At 44.8% G+C, this 20,156-nt stretch carries 21 protein-coding genes; 11 read left to right on the forward strand and 10 right to left on the reverse strand.

The annotated features are described in order from the left end of the window. Nucleotides 1-65: 65 nt before the first annotated feature. The 5 genes from pepA (at nucleotide 66) to OC193_RS13690 (ending at nucleotide 6,775) form a co-directional block, all read left to right on the forward strand. Nucleotides 66-1,586 carry a leucyl aminopeptidase gene (gene pepA / locus OC193_RS13670; protein ID WP_017058936.1) on the forward strand — a complete coding sequence of 507 codons (1,521 nt, stop codon included), beginning with the start codon at nucleotides 66-68 and terminating at the stop codon, nucleotides 1,584-1,586. Between the two features lie 99 nt (nucleotides 1,587-1,685). Next, nucleotides 1,686-2,135, forward strand: coding sequence for a DNA polymerase III subunit chi (locus OC193_RS13675; RefSeq protein WP_048659254.1), 450 nt, complete (start codon nucleotides 1,686-1,688; stop codon nucleotides 2,133-2,135). Nucleotides 2,136-2,237: 102 nt separating this feature from the next. Beyond that, entirely contained in the window at nucleotides 2,238-5,111 is a 2,874-nt protein-coding gene (locus tag OC193_RS13680; RefSeq protein ID WP_048659256.1) for a valine--tRNA ligase, read from the forward strand. Between the two features lie 220 nt (nucleotides 5,112-5,331). After that, nucleotides 5,332-5,736, forward strand: a complete 405-nt coding sequence (locus OC193_RS13685; RefSeq protein ID WP_048662132.1) for a DUF2061 domain-containing protein — start codon at nucleotides 5,332-5,334, stop codon at nucleotides 5,734-5,736. A 133-nt stretch (nucleotides 5,737-5,869) separates the two neighbouring features. Next, complete coding sequence (locus tag OC193_RS13690) at nucleotides 5,870-6,775, forward strand: bifunctional helix-turn-helix transcriptional regulator/GNAT family N-acetyltransferase (protein WP_080967317.1); 906 nt, start codon at nucleotides 5,870-5,872, stop codon at nucleotides 6,773-6,775. Nucleotides 6,776-6,824: 49 nt separating this feature from the next. On the opposite strand, the gene OC193_RS13695 is transcribed toward OC193_RS13690, so the two are convergent. Together OC193_RS13695 and rraB are read right to left on the reverse strand one after the other, a co-directional pair. Next, nucleotides 6,825-7,619, reverse strand: a complete 795-nt coding sequence (locus OC193_RS13695; protein WP_048662134.1) for a glycosyl hydrolase 2 galactose-binding domain-containing protein — start codon at nucleotides 7,617-7,619, stop codon at nucleotides 6,825-6,827. Between the two features lie 125 nt (nucleotides 7,620-7,744). Next, the gene (gene rraB / locus OC193_RS13700; protein ID WP_017058930.1) at nucleotides 7,745-8,161 is read right to left on the reverse strand and encodes a ribonuclease E inhibitor RraB; all 417 of its coding nucleotides are present in this window, start codon (nucleotides 8,159-8,161) and stop codon (nucleotides 7,745-7,747) included. A 576-nt stretch (nucleotides 8,162-8,737) separates the two neighbouring features. Between rraB and arcA the strand changes: the two genes are divergently transcribed. The 5 genes from arcA (at nucleotide 8,738) to OC193_RS13725 (ending at nucleotide 13,336) form a co-directional block, all read left to right on the forward strand. After that, complete coding sequence (gene arcA / locus OC193_RS13705; RefSeq protein WP_048659260.1) at nucleotides 8,738-9,958, forward strand: arginine deiminase; 1,221 nt, start codon at nucleotides 8,738-8,740, stop codon at nucleotides 9,956-9,958. A gap of 156 nt (nucleotides 9,959-10,114) precedes the next feature. Continuing rightward, nucleotides 10,115-11,119, forward strand: coding sequence for an ornithine carbamoyltransferase (locus tag OC193_RS13710; protein ID WP_048666353.1), 1,005 nt, complete (start codon nucleotides 10,115-10,117; stop codon nucleotides 11,117-11,119). A 287-nt stretch (nucleotides 11,120-11,406) separates the two neighbouring features. Continuing rightward, on the forward strand, nucleotides 11,407-12,336 hold the full coding sequence (gene pyrB, locus OC193_RS13715; RefSeq protein ID WP_048662137.1) for an aspartate carbamoyltransferase: 930 nt from the start codon (nucleotides 11,407-11,409) through the stop codon (nucleotides 12,334-12,336). Between the two features lie 12 nt (nucleotides 12,337-12,348). Next, nucleotides 12,349-12,810, forward strand: coding sequence for an aspartate carbamoyltransferase regulatory subunit (pyrI, locus tag OC193_RS13720; RefSeq protein ID WP_017058927.1), 462 nt, complete (start codon nucleotides 12,349-12,351; stop codon nucleotides 12,808-12,810). A 136-nt stretch (nucleotides 12,811-12,946) separates the two neighbouring features. Beyond that, a complete protein-coding gene (locus OC193_RS13725) occupies nucleotides 12,947-13,336 on the forward strand; it encodes a RidA family protein (RefSeq protein WP_009847729.1) in 390 nt (129 codons plus the stop codon). A gap of 125 nt (nucleotides 13,337-13,461) precedes the next feature. Here OC193_RS13725 and OC193_RS13730 read toward each other — a convergent pair whose 3' ends face one another. From OC193_RS13730 to mlaF, 8 genes are all read right to left on the reverse strand, one after another. Then, nucleotides 13,462-14,187, reverse strand: a complete 726-nt coding sequence (locus OC193_RS13730; RefSeq protein WP_048659263.1) for a 1-acylglycerol-3-phosphate O-acyltransferase — start codon at nucleotides 14,185-14,187, stop codon at nucleotides 13,462-13,464. A gap of 152 nt (nucleotides 14,188-14,339) precedes the next feature. Continuing rightward, entirely contained in the window at nucleotides 14,340-15,605 is a 1,266-nt protein-coding gene (murA, locus tag OC193_RS13735; protein WP_017058925.1) for a UDP-N-acetylglucosamine 1-carboxyvinyltransferase, read from the reverse strand. A gap of 8 nt (nucleotides 15,606-15,613) precedes the next feature. Further along, the gene (ibaG, locus tag OC193_RS13740; protein WP_017058924.1) at nucleotides 15,614-15,868 is read right to left on the reverse strand and encodes a BolA family iron metabolism protein IbaG; all 255 of its coding nucleotides are present in this window, start codon (nucleotides 15,866-15,868) and stop codon (nucleotides 15,614-15,616) included. A 13-nt stretch (nucleotides 15,869-15,881) separates the two neighbouring features. Further along, entirely contained in the window at nucleotides 15,882-16,190 is a 309-nt protein-coding gene (locus OC193_RS13745) for an STAS domain-containing protein (RefSeq protein WP_004735315.1), read from the reverse strand. Beyond that, on the reverse strand, nucleotides 16,190-16,804 hold the full coding sequence (locus OC193_RS13750; RefSeq protein ID WP_230682695.1) for an MlaC/ttg2D family ABC transporter substrate-binding protein: 615 nt from the start codon (nucleotides 16,802-16,804) through the stop codon (nucleotides 16,190-16,192). Before OC193_RS13750 ends, OC193_RS13745 begins: the two co-directional genes overlap by 1 nt. 49 nt (nucleotides 16,805-16,853) lie before the next feature. Further along, complete coding sequence (gene mlaD / locus OC193_RS13755; RefSeq protein WP_048662139.1) at nucleotides 16,854-17,345, reverse strand: outer membrane lipid asymmetry maintenance protein MlaD; 492 nt, start codon at nucleotides 17,343-17,345, stop codon at nucleotides 16,854-16,856. Between the two features lie 2 nt (nucleotides 17,346-17,347). Then, the gene (gene mlaE, locus OC193_RS13760) at nucleotides 17,348-18,127 is read right to left on the reverse strand and encodes a lipid asymmetry maintenance ABC transporter permease subunit MlaE (RefSeq protein WP_017632286.1); all 780 of its coding nucleotides are present in this window, start codon (nucleotides 18,125-18,127) and stop codon (nucleotides 17,348-17,350) included. A gap of 1 nt (nucleotide 18,128) precedes the next feature. Then, a complete protein-coding gene (gene mlaF / locus OC193_RS13765) occupies nucleotides 18,129-18,923 on the reverse strand; it encodes a phospholipid ABC transporter ATP-binding protein MlaF (protein ID WP_048659265.1) in 795 nt (264 codons plus the stop codon). A gap of 264 nt (nucleotides 18,924-19,187) precedes the next feature. On the opposite strand from mlaF, the gene OC193_RS13770 reads away from it, so the two are divergent. Beyond that, nucleotides 19,188-20,153 (forward strand): calcium/sodium antiporter, encoded by a 966-nt coding sequence (locus OC193_RS13770; RefSeq protein WP_048662141.1) that lies wholly within the window; start codon nucleotides 19,188-19,190, stop codon nucleotides 20,151-20,153. Nucleotides 20,154-20,156: the final 3 nt, after the last annotated feature.

Below are 20,156 nucleotides of genomic sequence, written 5' to 3' on the forward strand. Positions count from 1 at the left end.
TCCAACAAGTAAGAACCCATTATCTAACATTTAGTTCGATTTGTCTTCAGGATGTAGGAGTACGCATGGAGTTCAGTGTAAAAAGTGGCAGCCCAGAGAAACAGCGCAGCGCATGTATCGTTGTCGGTGTATTCGAACCGCGCCGCCTTTCTCCAGTAGCCGAGCAATTAGATAAGATTAGCGATGGCTACATTAGTTCACTGCTTCGTCGCGGTGATCTAGAGGGTAAACCTGGCCAGATGCTACTACTGCATCAAGTACCTGGTGTACTTTCAGAACGTGTTCTACTGGTAGGCTGTGGTAAAGAACGTGAGCTAGGCGAGCGTCAATACAAAGAAATTATCCAAAAAACCATCAGCACACTAAACGAAACAGGTTCTATGGAAGCAGTATGTTTCCTTACAGAACTTCACGTTAAAGGTCGCGACACTTATTGGAAAGTTCGCCAAGCAGTAGAAGCGACTAAAGATGGTCTTTACACATTCGACCAATTCAAGAGCAACAAACCAGAGACTCGTCGCCCACTACGTAAATTGGTATTCAACGTACCAACACGCCGCGAATTGAGCCTGGGTGAGAAAGCTATTTCTCACGGCCTTGCTATTGCTTCAGGTGTAAAAGCGTCTAAAGATTTAGGCAACATGCCACCAAACATCGCAAACCCTGCTTATCTTGCTTCTCAAGCTCGTCGTTTAGCTGACGATTACGAGACAGTGAAGACTAAGATCATTGGCGAAGAAGAGATGGAAAAACTGGGTATGACATCATACCTAGCTGTAGGCCGTGGCTCTAAAAATGAATCTATGATGTCTATCATGGAATACAAAGGCGCTCCGGATCCAGATGCGAAGCCGATTGTATTAGTCGGTAAAGGTCTGACTTTCGATTCAGGCGGCATCTCGCTTAAGCCTGGTGAAGGTATGGATGAGATGAAGTACGACATGTGTGGTGCGGCGTCAGTATTCGGTACAATGAAAGCATTGGCTAAACTGAACTTACCTATTAACGTGGTTGGTATCCTAGCAGGTTGTGAAAACATGCCAGGCAGCAATGCTTACCGTCCAGGTGATATCCTAACGACAATGTCAGGCCAAACGGTTGAAGTACTAAACACTGATGCTGAAGGTCGCTTGGTTCTATGTGATGCTCTAACTTACGTTGAGCGTTTTGAACCAGATTGTGTTGTCGATGTTGCTACGCTAACTGGCGCATGTGTTATCGCTCTAGGTCACCACATCAGTGGCGTTCTATCGAACCACAACCCGCTTTCTCACGAACTTGTTAATGCTTCTGAGCAAGCAAGTGACCGAGCATGGCGTCTACCTATGGCAGACGAGTACCATGAGCAGCTAAACAGCCCGTTCGCTGATATGGCGAACATCGGCGGCCGTCCTGGCGGCACAATTACTGCTGGTTGCTTCCTGTCTAAATTCACTAAGAAGTACCACTGGGCACACATCGATAGTGCTGGTACAGCTTGGAAGTCAGGCGCAGCGAAAGGCTCGACAGGTCGTCCTGTCTCAATGCTAGTCCAATTCTTATTGAACCGCAGCGGCCAAGAGACTGAAGAGCAATCTTCAAAATAATAAAAAGGGCCTACGGGCCCTTTTTTAATAAGCGCTATTTGTTAGATCCTGTTAACCGAGTAACATTGATATCCACGATTTTCAGTTCGAGTATTAAGTATGCAGACTGCTACATTTTACATTGTGCCTTCAGACAGTCCGCAAGCCAGCGAAGATGGTTTTGCTCACTATGTGCTGTTTCTTGCTCAGCACTTTGCGAAACAAGGCGCTAAGCTTTATCTCAACTGTAATGACAAAGAACATGCCGAGCGTATTGCTGAAGTTTTGTGGCAAGTCGAACCCAGTGAGTTTATTGCGCACAACTTGGTTGGCGAAGGCCCAAAGTATTCAACCAACATCGAAATTGGCTATCAAGGCGTAAAACATAATTGGAATCGTCAGCTAGTAATTAATCTGGCCGATAATCATACAACCTTTGCGAACGCCTTTGCTCAGGTGATAGACTTCGTCCCTTGCGAAGAAAAAGCTAAGCAACTCGCTCGAGAAAGGTATAAAATTTACCGTCAGGCTGGATATCAGCTACAGACGATCGAGATTCAACATCCATAGTCAAACCTCATAGTTAAAGCTATCTTTGGATTTAGATTCAAGAAGCTTCACTTATGAAGTTTGACCACGATTAACCATTCACAGTATCCGTTTAAGAGCACTATGGAAAAGACATACAACCCAACATCAATCGAACAAGCTCTGTATCAGACTTGGGAAGAGAAAGGCTACTTTAAGCCACACGGTGACACATCAAAAGAAGCTTACAGCATCATGATCCCGCCACCGAACGTCACTGGCAGCCTACACATGGGTCACGCGTTCCAAGATACGATCATGGATACGCTTATCCGTGCTCAACGTATGAAAGGCAAAAACACGCTTTGGCAAGTGGGTACTGACCACGCTGGTATCGCAACTCAAATGGTTGTTGAGCGTAAGATTGCTGCTGAAGAAGGTAAAACAAAACACGACTACGGTCGTGAAGCTTTCATCGACAAGATCTGGGAATGGAAAGGCGAATCAGGTGGCACGATCACTAAACAGCTTCGTCGTCTTGGAGCATCTGTAGATTGGGATCGTGAGCGATTCACTATGGATGACGGCCTATCGGCTGCGACTCAAGAAGTGTTTGTTCGTCTATACGAAGAAGACCTAATCTACCGTGGTAAGCGTCTAGTAAACTGGGATCCTAAACTGCACACTGCAATTTCAGATCTTGAAGTTGAAAACAAAGACAAAAAAGGTTTCATGTGGCACTTCCGCTACCCGCTAGCGAACGGTGTTAAAACGGCTGATGGTAAAGACTACATCGTTGTTGCTACTACTCGTCCAGAAACCATGCTTGGTGATACTGGCGTAGCGGTTAACCCAGAAGATCCTCGTTACAAAGATCTTATCGGCAAAGAAATCCTACTTCCTGTTGTTAACCGTCTTATCCCTATCGTAGGCGATGAGCACGCAGACATGGAAAAAGGCACGGGTTGTGTGAAGATCACTCCAGCTCATGACTTTAACGATTACGAAGTGGGTAAGCGCAACAACCTACCGATGATCAACATCCTAACGTTCAACGCTGATATCCGTGATGCTGCTGAAGTTTTCACAACCAACGGCGAAGAAAGCGATGTTTACTCAACAGATATCCCTGCTAAGTACCAAGGCATGGAGCGTTTTGCTGCACGTAAAGCTATCGTTGCTGAATTCGATGAACTTGGTCTACTTGAAGAGATCAAAGATCACGACCTAACTGTCCCTTACGGCGACCGTGGTGGTGTGGTTATCGAACCAATGCTGACTGACCAGTGGTACGTGCGCACAGCACCTCTTGCTGCACCTGCAGTCAAAGCCGTTGAAGATGGCGAAATCCAATTCGTACCTAAGCAGTACGAAAACATGTACTTCGCGTGGATGCGTGACGTACAAGATTGGTGTATCTCTCGTCAACTGTGGTGGGGCCACCGTATCCCAGCATGGTACGACAACGATGGTAAAGTTTACGTAGGTCGCACTGAAGAAGAAGTTCGTGAAAAGAACAACCTTTCACCGGTGATTGTTCTTAAGCAAGACAACGATGTACTTGATACATGGTTCTCTTCTGCACTTTGGACGTTCGGCACGCAAGGCTGGCCTGAAGATACTGAAGCAATGAAAACATTCCACCCATCAGAAGTACTAGTATCTGGTTTTGATATTATCTTCTTCTGGGTTGCTCGTATGATCATGATGACCATGCACTTCGTGAAAGACGAAGATGGCAAGGCTCAAGTACCTTTCAAAACGGTTTACATGACAGGTCTTATCCGTGATGAAAACGGCGACAAGATGTCTAAGTCGAAAGGTAACGTACTTGACCCAATCGACATGATTGACGGCATCGGCCTTGAAGAGCTAGTAGAAAAGCGTTGTGGCAACATGATGCAACCTAAACTGGCTGCTAAGATCGAAAAAGCAACACGTAAAACTTTCGAAAACGGTATCGAACCATACGGTACTGACGCACTGCGTTTCACTCTTGCAGCTATGGCTTCAACTGGCCGTGACATCAACTGGGACATGAAGCGCCTTGAAGGTTACCGTAACTTCTGTAACAAGCTATGGAACGCGAGCCGTTACGTACTGATGAACACAGAAGAGCACGATTGTGGCATGTCACTGTCTGTTGAAGACCGTGCAAACATGGAATTCTCTCTAGCGGATAAGTGGATTGAATCTCAGTTTGAAGTTGCAGCGAAAGAGTTTAATGCTCACCTAGACAACTACCGTCTAGACATGGCAGCAAACACGCTTTACGAATTCATCTGGAACCAATTCTGTGACTGGTACTTAGAACTAACTAAACCGGTTCTTTGGAAAGGCACTGAAGCTCAACAACAAGCGACTCGTTACACGCTTATCACGGTTCTAGAGAAGACTCTGCGTCTTGCTCACCCAGTTCTTCCTTACATCACTGAATCTATCTGGCAGAGCGTTAAGCCTCTAGTAGACGGCGTTGAAGGCGAGACAATCATGACTCAAGCGCTTCCTCAGTTTAACGAAGATAACTTCAATGCTGAGATCGTAGAAGACATCGAATGGGTTAAGACTTTCATCACAGCTATCCGTAACCTACGTGCGGAATACGACATTGCACCGAGCCAAGGCTTAGAAGTAATGATCAAAGTAGCTGATGAGAAAGATGCAGCTCGTATCGAAGCGAACAAGATCGTTCTTAACTCTCTAGCTAAACTAGACGACATTAAAGTTCTAGCTGATGGTGAAGAGACTCCTGCTTGTGCAACTAAACTGGTTGGTAAGTCTGAGCTAATGATCCCAATGGCGGGTCTTATCGACAAAGATGCTGAGCTTGCTCGTCTAGATAAAGAAGTAGCTAAAACTCACGGCGAGATTAAGCGTATCGAAGGTAAGCTAGGTAACGAGGGTTTCGTTGCTAAAGCGCCAGAAGCGGTTATCGCGAAAGAGCGTGAAAAGCTTGAAGGCTACCAAGAGACTCTTGTGAAGCTTGAAGAGCAAAAAGCAACAATTGCTGCTCTTTAAAACTGAATGAACGAGGAGGTTTCGAACCTCTCGCTCTAGATAAAAAGGTTGGCCTTCATGGTCAGCCTTTTTTTATGCACCAAGTTCCAATCCAATCAGCCCCACTCCAGTTTATTGATAGCTTTTGCCTATCAAAACAATCTTAACTGCCCATTGGATTTAGTGATAATAATTCTCAATAATAGCTCTATCGAAACAACACAACGACCGAGTAATTATCATGAAAAAGACACTAACCTTTGCTGCATTACATTTTACTATCGCATTTAGTGTCGCTTATGTACTCACAGGCGACATCTTAATTGGTAGCTTAATCGCCATGATTGAGCCCTCTGTGAATACGGTTGCCTTCTATTTTCATGAAAAGGCGTGGGCTCAAGTACCAGCGCTTAAAGCTCGTCAGTGGATGACCAAATTAAAAACAGCAAGCTTTGCTAGCATCCACTTTAGTGTTGCCTTTACCGTTGTCTACTTGTTGACTGGCGATGCCTTCATCGGCGGTGTGATGGCTTTGCTAGAGCCAGCTTTAAATACAGTTGCTTACTACTTCCACGAGAAAGTCTGGTTACGAAAAGCTGAAAGCCAAACAGTACAAGCTCAGTTTTGCTTACATCAACACGCTTAATCTAAAGCTCACTGAACGATTGAAGCAACCAGTTTCGAATAACAAAATTCGGCTTACCATTGACAAAGTTGCGTACCGCAATTAAATTAATTGCGGTGCGCAACTTTATTTCTTAATCCAAAGGTAGGTAGTTATGAATTCTCAACAGTTAAGAGACTATTCTCGTCAAACGGTTCGTTTACTTGGCATGCTTGATAAGCAGTGTGGTGATGTCGACCTCACTCCAGTCCAGGCTCATACTCTTGGTGAAATCCAGTTGCAGCCAATCACCATCAACCAATTAGCACAGCAACTTAACGTAGATAAATCGAATGCTAGCCGCACTGTCACGGGTCTGCTCAAGCTTGGTTTAGTTGAAAGCCTAGAGAACCCAACAGACAAGCGTAGCCAATTAGTCGCCCTAACCGCTCAAGGTGTTGATGCGTTATCTCAACTCGACCAGCAGCAAAGCATCTTCTTTGAAAAAGTACTCTCGACACTCAATAACAACGAACAACAACTGCTTAAGCAAGGACTTGAGAGCTATTTAAAAGGGCTAACGAAAGTATGCCAAGCGGATGAGTTTGTATTACGTCCACTCACAGAGTCAGACAACCAACAATTAGCCGAAGTCATTCGCCAAGTTTCCGCTGAGCATGGGCTCACAGAAGATAAAGGCTATGGCGTGGCCGATCCAACACTCGATGATATGTACTCTGTCTATAGCCAAGCAAACGCAATGTATTGGGTTATCGAACACAACGGAAAGGTTGTCGGAGGCGGTGGCTTTGCCCCTCTAGCAGGCAAACCCAATGTGTGTGAGCTACAAAAGATGTACTTCTTACCGCAAACTCGAGGGCATGGCCTAGCCAAGCGAATTGTCGCTTTGAGCTTAAAGCAAGCCAAACAACTTGGGTATCAACACATGTATTTAGAAACGACGGAATGCTTAGGTGCTGCGGTCAAACTCTATGATAAACTTGGGTTTGAGCACCTTGACTCAGCTTGGGGAGAGACAGGCCACGACGCTTGTGAGGTTGTCATGGCCAAATCGTTATAAGCAGAATGTGCCGCTATAGCGAAAGAAGATAGTGCTAAAATATACGGAGTTAGCGTAAAAAGTTACTGACGCAAGAAGTTGGGTTCAAGGCAACAAAAGAACTCTCTTCTTGCCCATCAAGTACCACTTCTAATTGATATAGATGCTTAGGGTTGGGCTTCTCAAGGTTAAATACCATGGGAGCTTCCACCTGAAACACAACGCCGGTATGCTCTGCGCGCACATCTATCGGCATTACGAGTGTCATGCCATTAAACTTGATGGATGCCGATATTAACCCCGGCTTTAGCGTTTGATAGATAACATCTACTTTGAACTCACAGCCACCGCCATGGTGCCAGATCTGCTCTGTGACAACTTGCTCTAGTTTGACGTTTCGAACGAACTGCAGGTATGGCGCTTGCCAAATCCCGATGCGCGAATCAGATTTAGCGACAACCTGTGAAGATACAGAATCATCCATATCCTCTTCAAGCAGCAGGCTCTCTTCTTCTTCAAGGAAAAGGATCTCAAAACGGTTTCGGCCAGACTGCATATAAGGGCGGATGTCTTTGCGATATTCAGCTTGGCTACCATCGCAATCAAACACGGCAACGCCATTCAGTCGCACTTCTGCAAAGTAATCGACACCCGCTACGACCAACTCAACGAATGGACACGCCAACATAGCATCATCAACTTCGATGTCATGCATCAGGTGCCATTCTTGCTCTGCAATTTCATTTTCACTCAAGCTACCAGGGAGCTTTGAGCTTAACGGAGCCGGAAAAGTGATGTCATCTTGTGGGATAGAGAGATCCGTCAGTGGCGAAATTTGCCAAAGACCATCGAGAAGCAACCGCATATCATTCCTTGAGCTAGATCAATTTTGACCGCATTATAATGAATGAATGCATATAAAGACATTTATTTCTCTGAGGGTAAAAAAATGCCAGCTCGAGGCTGGCATTTTTTTAAATTAGGAAAGAATTACTCTTCGCCTTCATCATCTTCGTCCGGGTAGATAGCATCTTCACCTTCGTAGTAAGTGCCCCAACCGTCGTAGATAATGTCGAACTTCTCTGCAAGGTTCACAAGCTTCTCAACTTGCTCATCGATCGCTTCTGCATTCAGAGTACATTGCATTGTTGCATCACAACAAAGTAGCTTATTGCCATCTTCGTCTTCAGTCTCTTCAGCTTCAAGCACTTCAAAACCCATTTTGAATGCTTCAACAACCGCTTTCTCAAGCACATCGAAATCTTCAGCAAATAGGTGATGCTCGATATCGTATAGAGCTTCAGGATCGCTACCATCTTCAATCAATGCTGTAATGATGTCGCGAGTCTCTTCCTTTTGAAATTCAATTAATTCCGCTACTGATAGATATTCATCTTCGTGAGACATGTGTCTGCTCCAGAGTGTTGACTATGAAAAGATCAAATTTGATTGCCACGAAATATGGCACGGATCGTCCAGAAAAGCCACCCAGATCAGGCCTAGAAAGATAAGTTTATCGCGAGATCGCAGAGCCAATATCAATTCAAAAGTGAAATCAAAATCACAGAAACAAATTTCCAACATTTTATTAACTGCCACGTATTTTAGCATTTCGTTTTTGTGGCCACTTTAGGGCTTATTGAATAAAACTTGCGTGATTAGTCACATTGGCTGCATACACCCAACCGCTTTTAGGGTGCATAAATCCTCAGCTTGTTATCAAAAAGTGCATAATAGTGAATAAAAAATCACGATTGATAAGCAAAATTCAATTCTAACAAGCCATGAATTGAGCATAGATCCTCAAAAACGTTGTTCCGTTCGATAGCCAGTAAATTGGAATTTAATCTGCGTAAAGTTTAAAATGGCAGATTTTATGACCAATAATTAGCCAAATACCTTGCATTAACTCAATCTGTAAAACTTGCATATTACGGACAAGCTTGTCATAAATAGACGCTGGATTAATAGTAAGGATGCAAAATGAGTAAGCTGTACGTTGGCTCCGAAGTCGGTCAATTGAGACGAGTTCTCCTAAATAGACCTGAAAGAGCACTCACCCACCTCACCCCTTCAAACTGTCATGATCTTTTATTTGATGATGTACTTGCCGTTGAAGCAGCTGGTGAAGAACATGATGCCTTTGCAGAAACGCTGCGCAGTCAAGACGTAGAAGTGCTACTGCTGCACGACCTGCTAGTAGAGACGCTTGCCGTACCTCAGGCTCGTGAGTGGTTGCTGAATACTCAAATCTCAGATTTCCGTTATGGGCCTACTTTTGCCCGTGACTTAAGAAACTACCTTGCTCAAATGGATAATGAGCATCTAGCAACGATCTTACTCGGTGGCTTGGCTTATTCTGAGCTTCCTATCAAATCATCATCGATGCTGCCTAAAATGCATCGACCACTCGATTTCGTTATCGAACCTCTGCCTAACCACCTGTTTACGCGAGATACCTCATGCTGGGTTTACGGCGGTGTATCGCTGAACCCAATGATGAAGCCTGCACGTCAACGTGAAACGAACCACCTGCGTGCTATCTACCGCTGGCATCCAGTGTTCGCCGGTCAAGATTTCATTAAGTACTTTGGTGATGAAGACCTTCACTACGACAACGCCAATATTGAAGGCGGTGACGTACTGGTTATCGGTAAAGGCGCGGTACTGGTTGGTATCTCTGAGCGTACCAAGCCACAAGGTGTCGAAAACCTAGCGGCTAGCTTGTTCCGTTCGGGTCAAGCAACCGAAGTAATTGCTATCGATTTACCAAAACACCGCTCTTGTATGCACCTTGATACGGTGATGACGCACATGGATATCGACACTTTCTCTGTCTACCCTGAGATTGTTCGCAAAGATCTAGATACTTGGCGCCTAACACCAAAAGAAAATGGTGAGATGCGTGTAGAGAAATCGGAAAACTACCTGTCAGCAATTGAAGGGGCTCTAGGCCTTGATCAGCTGAAGATCATCACGACTGGCGGTGACAACTATGAAGCTGAACGTGAACAGTGGAATGACGCTAACAACGTACTAACAGTGAAGCCAGGTACCGTGATTGGCTATGAGCGTAATGTTTACACCAATGAGAAATACGACAAAGCGGGTATCGAAGTTCTAACGATTCCTGGCAACGAGCTAGGCCGTGGTCGTGGCGGCGCACGCTGTATGAGCTGCCCTATCGAAAGAGACGGTATCTAAGTCAAAGAGCTCAGTTAAACGAACTCAATAACTTATCTAGGCCAGTATTCATTTACTGGCCTTTTTTATTAAATTAATAAAATAAATATTCACAAATATAGCATCTTTATGTTTAACTGAGTTCTTCATTGATTCTATATTCGCAAGGAGCGAGAGATGGCCTTTAATCTTCGCAATCGTAACTTTCTAAAACTTCTCGACTTTACTCCTAAAGAGATTCAGTTTTTACTCGATCTGTCTGCTGATCTAAAAAAAGCTAAGTATGCAGGAACAGAGCAGAAAAAGCTTAACGGTAAAAACATCGCTTTGATCTTTGAAAAAGCATCAACACGAACTCGATGTGCTTTTGAGGTAGCGGCCTTTGATCAAGGTGCTCAAGTCTCTTATCTAGGCCCTTCTGGTTCTCAGATTGGTCAGAAAGAATCAATGAAAGATACGGCTCGTGTATTAGGTCGTATGTACGACGGCATTGAATACCGTGGCTTTGGTCAAAGCACTGTCGAAGATCTTGGCGCATACGCTGGTGTGCCGGTTTGGAACGGCCTAACCGATGAATTCCATCCGACTCAGATCTTGGCTGATTTCCTCACTATGCTTGAGCATGGTCGCGGTAAACATCTACATCAAATCAGCTTTGCCTACCTAGGTGACGCTCGTAACAACATGGGCAACTCACTTTTAGTCGGTGCTGCGAAAATGGGTATGGATATTAGCCTTGTCGCGCCAAAAGCCTTTTGGCCAGAAGAACAGCTCGTTGAAGAGTGCCAAGCTATCGCGCAAAGTACAGGTGCTAAAATCACGTTAACCGAAGACGTTGCTGAAGGTGTTAAAGGTTGTGATTTCCTTTACACCGATGTTTGGGTCTCGATGGGCGAGGCGCCAGAAGCTTGGGACGAACGTGTTGCTGTTATGACGCCTTACCAAGTGAATATGGAAGTTATTAAGCTCACTGGTAACCCTCAAGTGAAATTCATGCACTGCTTACCTGCTTTCCACAACAATGAAACCGTAATCGGCCAGCAAGTCGCAGACAAGTATGGAATGAACGGTTTAGAAGTCACTGACGAAGTCTTTGAATCGGATTACTCAATTGTGTTTGATGAAGCTGAGAATCGCATGCACACCATCAAAGCGGTAATGGTTGCGACACTGGGCCAATAGCGAATATTGAAAGTAAACAAAAGCTTGATGTAATCGCTTGCGCTCACAAATTGAAAGCGTATAATTCTCGGCAATTTGTCTGAGAGTAGTGAAAATGACGCCAAGCAATGTTGTGATAAAACATAATGATATTGTGAAAACACATAATAAAATTATGAAGACACCAAATATTGCTCGCAAGCTAACATGCTTGCCAGGCCGTCTATTCTGCTTTTCAGCACTTTTTTAAAGCCTCCCATTATGGGGGGCTTTTTTATGGCCAATACATTATTGTGGGGAAGAAGATCATGGCGAATTCGCTCTATCAAAAGCACATCATCTCAATTCCAGAGCTTTCTCGTGAAGAGCTAGAATTAATTGTTCAAACGGCAGGTCAGCTAAAGGCTGTACCAAACCCAGAACTCATCAAGAACAAAGTTGTTGCCAGCTGCTTCTTCGAACCTTCTACGCGAACTCGCCTCTCCTTTGAAACTGCGATTCAACGCATCGGTGGTGACGTGATTGGCTTCGACAGTGGTGGTAACACTTCTTTGGCAAAGAAAGGCGAAACGCTAGCGGACTCGGTACAGGTTATCTCTTCATACGTTGACGCTTACGTAATGCGTCACCCTCAAGAAGGCGCAGCGCGTCTGGCTTCTGAGTTCTCAAACGGTGTACCAGTTATTAACGCAGGTGACGGCGCAAATCAACATCCAACACAAACGTTATTAGACCTATTCTCTATCGCCGAGACACAAGGCCGCCTCGACAACCTAAACGTTGCATTCGTTGGTGACCTTAAGTACGGCCGTACAGTTCACTCGTTGACGCAAGCGCTAGCGAAGTTCGACAACATCTGTTTCTATTTCGTGGCACCAGAAGCACTAGCGATGCCAGACTACATTTGCGAAGAGCTTGATGAAGCGGGCATCAAGTACCAACTATTGACGGACATGGAAGATGTCATTCCTGAGCTTGATGTCTTGTACATGACTCGAGTTCAAAAAGAGCGCTTCGATGAGTCAGAATACGCGCACATCAAATCAGCGTATATCCTGACCGCTTCAATGCTGGAAAATGCACGCGATAACCTGAAGGTTCTACACCCTCTTCCTCGCGTTGATGAAATTACTATCGATGTCGATAAAACACCTTACGCTTACTACTTCCAGCAAGCAGAGAATGGTGTTTACGCGCGTGAAGCATTACTAGCCCTTGTTCTTAACGAAACGCTGTAGAGGAGAAATATCATGTCTAAAGAGACTCAATTAAAAGTTGAAGCAATCAGAAACGGTACTGTTATCGACCACATCCCAGCTAACATCGGGATCAAAGTGCTAAAACTGTTCGACATGCACAACTCTCATCAGCGTGTGACGATTGGCCTAAATCTGCCGTCTTCTGCACTAGGCGGAAAAGACCTACTCAAGATTGAGAATGTGTTTATCACCGAAGAACAGGCGAGCAAGCTGGCTCTTTACGCACCTCATGCAACAGTAAACCAAATCGAAGATTACGAAGTGGTTAAGAAGCTCCCCCTAGAACTTCCTGAGCAAATCAACGATGTTTTCGAGTGTCCAAACACCAACTGTATTACTCACAATGAACCGGTTGAAAGCAGCTTTAAGATCTTTGAAAAGAAAGAAGATATTCGATTAAAGTGTAAGTATTGCGAAAAGGTATTCTCTCGCGAGATCGTGACAGAAAGATAACGCCATACGGCAACGCTGACCGAATGTAAAAACTATCAAATACCTCGCCTATGCGGGGTATTTTGCTCTTTACCTATCCAAAGTTTGAAGGCACACTGAAAATTGATTTTTATCTAATAACTGATGGAATAAACCAATGACTAAAGTACTTCACACAGAATCTGCTCCAGCTGCAATCGGCCCATACGTACAAGGTGTTGACCTTGGTAACATGGTACTGACTTCTGGTCAAATCCCAGTAAACCCAGCAACTGGTGAAGTATCTGCTGATATCGCAGTGCAAGCTCGCCAATCTCTAGACAACGTTCAAGCGGTTGTTGAAGCTTCAGGCCTGACTGTAAAAGACATCGTAAAACTAACGGTATTCGTAAAAGACCTAAACGACTTCGGCACAGTAAACGAAGTTTACGGCAAATTCTTTGATGAGCACGGCGTTGCGAACTACCCTGCACGTTCATGTGTTGAAGTAGCACGTCTGCCAAAAGATGTAGGTATTGAGATCGAAGCTATTGCGGTTCGCAAATAGGTTTTAATATCTAGAATAAACGGTTTCTAGTAAACGAATAAGGCATAATGCTGAGCGTTTATCAGATACAAAAAAGGTTGCCCAATTGGCAACCTTTTTTATTGTTCATCGTTTCGCTTAGATGATTACTTCTTATTAAGCTCAACCACTTCTTTGTCTAACTCTTCAAGCTTAGCAGCCATCTGCTCACGAGCTAGGTTAGCCAGTTGACGAACATTAGACTTATCGTAATCTTCAGTGCTGATTGGTGGCAGCATCTCAACAATCACATGGCCGTTGTTCCAACGGTTTAGCTTCACGCCACCTGTTGAGCTACACACGATAGGGATAATCGGTAAGCCAGCACCAATCGCCGCATGGAATGCACCCGTTTTGAATGGCAGCAGACCACGGCCACGAGAACGAGTCCCTTCAGGGAACATCCATACTGAAACGTCGCTCTCTTTTAGGCTGGTCACTACCTGATCAATGGTACCCACCGCTTTGCTGCGGTTAGCACGGTCAATTAGGATGTTACCCGTCAACCAGTAAAGCTGACCAAATAGAGGCATCCACACTAGGCTTTTCTTACCAACCGTCACCACTTTTGGCGTTACCGCTGATGAAATCGTGAATAGATCCCAGCTGTTTTGGTGGTTCGCCACATAAACATGTTGGCCGCGAGAGTAGGCATCTTCTGGGATGCGAAGCTCTAACTTCATACCGAAGATCTTCGACATGCGACCGAAATAGCGGCCAAAGGTAAATACGTGTTTTGGGTTGCGCGGGCTTAGTAAACAGTAACCACACCCAAATACAAACATAAGAATCGCAAATATCGCCACTGCGAAAATACGTAATATTGCTATCATTTTGTTCCTCACCGACCGCCAAGTTGATTCATCTATTCGCGCAAAAATGAGCAATAGGTTTACTTGCGGTAAATACAACTATAAAAAAGCCGAAACCAAGGTTCCGACTTTTATGTTTTCATCTTACTGATTCATGAATCCACTAACCTAGGTTAGTTCGACTCACTAAATCGTGTAATGTTTGCGCCTAAGGCTGACAGTTTATCTTCAATCTTATCGTAGCCACGATCGATGTGATAAATACGGTCAACGATGGTTTCGCCTTGAGCAATACAGCCAGCAATCACAAGGCTCGCAGATGCGCGAAGGTCCGTAGCCATTACTTGAGCGCCGCTCAGTTTTTCCGTCTCACCACAGATAGCCGTGTTGCCTTCGATTTCCGCTTTTGCGCCCATTCGCTGTAACTCAGGAATGTGCATAAAGCGGTTTTCAAAGATAGTCTCAGTGATAACACCACTGCCCTTCGCCATCATGTTAAGCAGAGTAAACTGTGCTTGCATATCGGTTGGGAAGCCAGGGTGAGGTGCCGTTACGATTTTCACCGCTTTCAGTTCACGACCCGTCATATCAAGGCTGATCCAGTCTTCACCCGTTTCAACCTTCGCACCCGCTTCTTCAAGCTTCGCTAAGGCAGCTTCAAGAAGATGAGCGTTGGTGTTGCGACAAACCACTTTACCGCCAGAAACAGCAGCAGCAACCAGGAAAGTGCCCGTTTCAATACGGTCAGCAACCACAGAGTGTTGGCCACCACCAAGACGCTCAACGCCTTCGATAGTAATCGTATCTGTACCTGCGCCAGAAATTTTAGCACCTAGTTTGTTTAGGAAGTCAGCCGTATCAACAATCTCAGGCTCACGCGCTGAGTTATCGAGTACTGTTGTACCTTCCGCTAGTGTTGCTGCACACATGATAGTAATCGTAGCGCCAACGCTTACTTTATCCATCACGATGTGCGCGCCTTTCAAACGGCCATCAACACTTGCTTTCACATAACCATCTTCCAACTTAATGGTCGCACCTAGTTGCTCTAGGCCATGGATATGCAAATCAACAGGGCGAGCACCAATTGCACAACCACCAGGAAGTGATACTTGGCCTTCACCAAAACGAGCGACTAGAGGACCTAAAGCCCAGATAGAAGCACGCATTGTTTTTACTAAATCGTAAGGCGCACAAAACTCATTAATTTCACTGCCATCAACATGAACACTACCGTTACGTGATACTTTTGCGCCGAGACGCTTTAGTAGCTCCATCGTAGTATCGATGTCACGTAGGTGAGGAACATTACTCACTTCAACTGGCTCTTCAGCAAGAATTGAAGCAAATAAGATAGGTAGCGCTGCATTTTTTGCGCCTGAGATCGTCACTTCACCGCTTAGCGGCTTGTCCGATCCAATAACTCGAAACTTTTCCATCATAAACCTTAAAGTGACATCAGTTTCTTATCACGTTCCCACTCTTCTGGCGTGAAAGCCTTAATAGAAAGAGCATGGATGTCATTGCGTTGAATGTATTCCATTAGTGGGCCGTAGATTAGTTGCTGCTTCTTAACTCGATTCATGCCGTCAAAACATGGATCAACCGCAACAACTTCGTAATGACTGCCTTCACCCTTCACGAAAATTTCCTGAAGGTTCAGTGCCTCTGCTAATAATTCTTGTACTTTTGTGCTGTCCACAAATAGCTCCTGCCTAATTTTTTATGTGTTCTGCCATCATTGGCTGGATATTGCTCAATTGGAACAACGTTCGTAATTGTTCTGGCACGAAACTGAGCATTATATGACAGTTTTGATTTTTTGCATGCTCTAATAAGTGAATTAGCATCACCATTCCTGCTGAATCGACTCGATTTATATGGCTAAGGTCAATTTCAACGCTCGATTCCGTCGTTTGCCACTTTTCCAATATACGCCAGATTGCAGGGACACTGTCTCGGTCGATATCGCCGAGCAGCTGATATTCTTTAGAGCTTAGTGCTTGCCATTGAGAATGGCTCATTATTTATTACTCTCAAAACGAATCGGTTGTGCTGCTAATTTCTCTAGCTCGTCAGCAACCTGTAAGATGCCTTCTTGACGAATCTTAGTATTCCACTCCGATTGCTTGCTCGACAACAGGCTAATCCCTTCCGCAACCATATCAAATGCCTTCCACTCGCCAGATTTTTTGTCTTTACGAAGTTTAAATTCAAGCTTGATGTTAGGTCGCGGCGAATCAATGATATCTACCTTGATACTGGTAATACGGCTGTCCGCTTTGATTTTTGGTTCAGGGCCAAACTCGATGGTTTGGTCTGAATATTGAGTCAGTACTTGCGCGTAAGAAGAAACCAAGTATTTACGGAATGAGTCGATAAATACACGGACATCTTTTCTATCCGCGCCTTTCAGATTTGGCCCTAATAACTTAAGTGCCGCATATTGTGCATTCACATAAGGCATCAACTCTTCTTCCACGATCACCTTAAGGAGTTCTGGATCTTGGTGAATGTTGTCTTGTTCGCTCTTTAAGCGCTCAAATGCCACCTCAGCGACTTGCGTCATCATTTGGTAAGGCTGCGTTTTATCAATAGTCGTATCCGCAAAAGCTTGAGTAGAAATCAACAAGGCCATTACAGCGAAAAACCATGTTTTTAAGTGACTCATCGTTTTCAACATCCTCTTATTCCTCAGCTTTATTGTCATCAGAGCCGCCAACGCTATACAGCACTTGGCCAATCAAATCTTCGAGTACCAATGCCGATTTAGTATCTTCTATAGAATCCCCATCGACCAGCATCTCTTCATCGTCAAAAATGAAGCCTGGAACCAAACTGATGTACTGCTCACCGATTAAACCTGACGTTAAAATTTGAGCACTAGAGGTATCAGGAAATTGTGAGTACTTCGAATCAATAGACAATTTAACCACCGGCAGGTAGCTCTCGGTATCAAGCTCAATACTTTGAACTCGGCCAACAACCACGCCCCCCACTTTCACCGGAGAACGAACCTTTAGGCTACCAATGTTGTCAAAGGTCGCTTTGAGATTGTAAGTATGGTTCGAACCTATGCCTTTTACGTCAGCGACTTGAAAGATCATGATTAAGATTGCGCAAATTCCGGCAATAACAAAGGTGCCGACCCATAATTCTAATTTTCGAGTTTGTTGCATGATTAATTCCCAAACATCAATGCGGTAAGAACAAAATCTAGCCCTAATACCGCTAGAGAAGAGTGCACTACTGTGCGTGTGGTTGCCTGACTGATACCTTCAGAGGTCGGTACCGCATCGTAACCATTGAAAAGTGCGATCCAAGTTACGGTGATAGCGAAGACCATACACTTGATCATGCTGTTACCAATATCTCGACCTAGCTCAACAGAAGACTGCATCGCAGACCAGAAACTACCGTGGTCAATGCCTTTCCAATCAACACCCACTAACTGACCGCCCCAAATGCCTACCGCCATAAAGATCATAGCAAGCAATGGCATTGAGATAAGCCCGGCCCAAAGTCGTGGTGCAATAATGCGTTTAAGAGGGTCAACGGCCATCATCTCAAGGCTGGAGATCTGCTCTGTAGCCTTCATCAAGCCAATCTCAGCCGTTAACGCAGAACCTGCGCGACCTGCAAACAGCAGCGCTGTCACTACAGGACCGAGCTCTCGTAACAGAGAAAGAGCGACCATCTGACCAAGGTTCCCCTCTGCGCCGTAGTCGATTAACACGACATAACCTTGCAGGCTGAGTACCATGCCAATGAACAGACCCGAAACTAAAATAATAGCCAATGACTGAACGCCAACGCTATAAAGTTGTTTTACTAATAAAGGGAAGTTTTTTAGTCTCGGGATGCCAAACAACGCCCCGAATAACATCAGGCTTGCTCGACCAAATGACTCGCAAATCGCAAGTGTACGTCTACCGACACCCGCAATAGTTTTAGCTATCATATTAAAACAAATCCTTTTCTAGACTTTGCGCAGGGAATCTAAACGGCACCGGACCATCCGCTTCACCTTGTAAGAATTGCTGCACTCTCGGATCGTCGTTGTTGTACAACTCTTCAGGCGTTCCCGCAGCAATGATTTTGCTATCTGCCATGAGGTAAACCCAATCCGCAATACTCATTACTTCTGGAACATCGTGAGAAACGACAATCGAGGTTAAGCCCAACGCTTGATTGAGGTTACGAATAAGCTCAACCAAAACACCCATGGTGATTGGGTCTTGGCCAACAAACGGTTCATCGTACATGATGAGCTCTGGATCTAAGGCAATCGCACGTGCCAACGCCGCTCGTCTCGCCATACCGCCAGACAATTCACTTGGCATTAACTGTGCTGCCCCTCGTAACCCTACCGCCTCAAGCTTAAGTAATACGATGGTACGAATGAATTTTTCATTCAGTTCAGTGTGCTCTCGCAGAGGAAACGCCACATTATCAAACACATTGAGATCCGTAAAAAGCGCACCCGATTGGAATAGCATGCTCATTTTCTTACGTGCTTGATAAAGCTTTCGACGTGATAATGCAGGGATGTTGTCGCCATCAAACCAGACTTCGCCTCCATCTGGCGGCAACTGTCCGCCAATCAAACGCAACAAGGTCGTTTTACCAATCCCTGACGGCCCCATAATTGCGGTTATCTTACCTTGAGGAACCTCTAAACTTATATCATCAAAGATAACGCGATCACCGCGTGAAAAGCTGAGGTTCTTAACTTTCACAAGCTCAGTGTTCAACATATTTTTGTTGTTTCCTTGCTTTAAAAAACGCCAATTATGGCTGCAATAATAATGAGTCTACTTTAGAATTAAAAGCACTGTTCAATTAATTCATATTAAACAGGAATCTATGCAGGAATTTGAAAGCATTAGAAAATTATCTATTGAGCTCTCTTTCTTGCCAGCTAACTGGTAATTAATTTGCCGAGTGACTTCCCTTTTATCTAGCAACAGGTCAAAATTAGCGGTTAATTCTCCGTTTTTATTAATTTTTTAGGAATCATCATGCTTGAAGCGATTGCGTTTCTTATTATCGGTCTAGGTTTTTTGGTGTGGAGTGCAGATAAGCTGGTTTACGGTGCCGCAGCTCTTGCTCGCAACTTCGGTATTTCACCACTAGTTATCGGTATGACGATCTTAGCAATGGGGTCTTCGGCTCCTGAAATGATGGTTTCTGCAACTGCAGCCCTTGATGGCAAAACAGATACGGCCGTTGGTAACGTTTTAGGTTCAAACATCGCCAACATCGCGCTGATTTTAGGTATTACAGCGCTGATTAAGCCATTATCTATTAGCTCAGGCGTGATTCGTCGTGAACTCCCATTAATGATCGGTGTCACTCTACTAGCGGGCGCCCTATTGTGGGACAACCACCTAGGCTTCTATGAAGGCGTGTTGTTGTTTGTTCTTTTTGCCGCGTTTTTGTTTGCTATGTTGCAAATCAGCCGCAGCGAGAAAAAGAACGGCGATGCTTTCCTTGATGAACAAGAATCAGAGATCCCAGAAGGCGTAAGTAACCCTAAGGCTGCAATGTGGGTGGTGATTGGTCTAATCGTCCTACCTTTAGCTGCTGATATGCTGGTAGATAACGCTGTGATCATCGCGAAATATTTTGGCATGAGCGATCTTGTCATAGGTCTAACTATCATTGCCGTAGGTACTAGTCTGCCTGAGCTTGCCGCATCACTTGCTGGTGTTATGAAGGGTGAAGATGATATGGCCGTGGGTAATATCATTGGCTCAAACGTATTCAACATCCTTGCTGTTATGGGTATCCCGGGCATCCTAAACCCTTCGATCTTGAGCGAGTTCGCTATGGGTCGTGACTTCTGGGTAATGCTAGGCGTATCGCTACTGCTTGTTGTTATGGCACTAGGAAAATCTCGTAGCGTGAATCGCATTGAAGGCGGCGTGTTAATTATCACGTTTGTGGCCTACCAAAGTTACCTACTAATGAACATGTCGGCTTAATTG

It is taken from the genome of Vibrio crassostreae (assembly GCF_024347415.1).
Taxonomy (GTDB): domain Bacteria; phylum Pseudomonadota; class Gammaproteobacteria; order Enterobacterales; family Vibrionaceae; genus Vibrio; species Vibrio crassostreae.

Coding starts and splice junctions, on each gene's coding strand:
- mlaE (WP_017632286.1), bottom strand. CDS start 18,127: ATGATAGCTAAAACTATTGCGGGTGTCGGTAGACGTACACTTGCGATT.
- OC193_RS13725 (WP_009847729.1), top strand. CDS start 12,947: ATGACTAAAGTACTTCACACAGAATCTGCTCCAGCTGCAATCGGCCCA.
- pepA (WP_017058936.1), top strand. CDS start 66: ATGGAGTTCAGTGTAAAAAGTGGCAGCCCAGAGAAACAGCGCAGCGCA.
- murA (WP_017058925.1), bottom strand. CDS start 15,605: ATGGAAAAGTTTCGAGTTATTGGATCGGACAAGCCGCTAAGCGGTGAA.
- arcA (WP_048659260.1), top strand. CDS start 8,738: ATGAGTAAGCTGTACGTTGGCTCCGAAGTCGGTCAATTGAGACGAGTT.
- pyrB (WP_048662137.1), top strand. CDS start 11,407: ATGGCGAATTCGCTCTATCAAAAGCACATCATCTCAATTCCAGAGCTT.
- OC193_RS13690 (WP_080967317.1), top strand. CDS start 5,870: ATGAATTCTCAACAGTTAAGAGACTATTCTCGTCAAACGGTTCGTTTA.
- OC193_RS13770 (WP_048662141.1), top strand. CDS start 19,188: ATGCTTGAAGCGATTGCGTTTCTTATTATCGGTCTAGGTTTTTTGGTG.
- OC193_RS13745 (WP_004735315.1), bottom strand. CDS start 16,190: ATGAGCCATTCTCAATGGCAAGCACTAAGCTCTAAAGAATATCAGCTG.
- pyrI (WP_017058927.1), top strand. CDS start 12,349: ATGTCTAAAGAGACTCAATTAAAAGTTGAAGCAATCAGAAACGGTACT.
- rraB (WP_017058930.1), bottom strand. CDS start 8,161: ATGTCTCACGAAGATGAATATCTATCAGTAGCGGAATTAATTGAATTT.
- OC193_RS13695 (WP_048662134.1), bottom strand. CDS start 7,619: ATGCGGTTGCTTCTCGATGGTCTTTGGCAAATTTCGCCACTGACGGAT.
- OC193_RS13675 (WP_048659254.1), top strand. CDS start 1,686: ATGCAGACTGCTACATTTTACATTGTGCCTTCAGACAGTCCGCAAGCC.
- mlaD (WP_048662139.1), bottom strand. CDS start 17,345: ATGCAACAAACTCGAAAATTAGAATTATGGGTCGGCACCTTTGTTATT.
- OC193_RS13710 (WP_048666353.1), top strand. CDS start 10,115: ATGGCCTTTAATCTTCGCAATCGTAACTTTCTAAAACTTCTCGACTTT.
- mlaF (WP_048659265.1), bottom strand. CDS start 18,923: ATGTTGAACACTGAGCTTGTGAAAGTTAAGAACCTCAGCTTTTCACGC.
- OC193_RS13750 (WP_230682695.1), bottom strand. CDS start 16,804: ATGGCCTTGTTGATTTCTACTCAAGCTTTTGCGGATACGACTATTGAT.
- OC193_RS13685 (WP_048662132.1), top strand. CDS start 5,332: ATGAAAAAGACACTAACCTTTGCTGCATTACATTTTACTATCGCATTT.
- OC193_RS13680 (WP_048659256.1), top strand. CDS start 2,238: ATGGAAAAGACATACAACCCAACATCAATCGAACAAGCTCTGTATCAG.
- OC193_RS13730 (WP_048659263.1), bottom strand. CDS start 14,187: ATGATAGCAATATTACGTATTTTCGCAGTGGCGATATTTGCGATTCTT.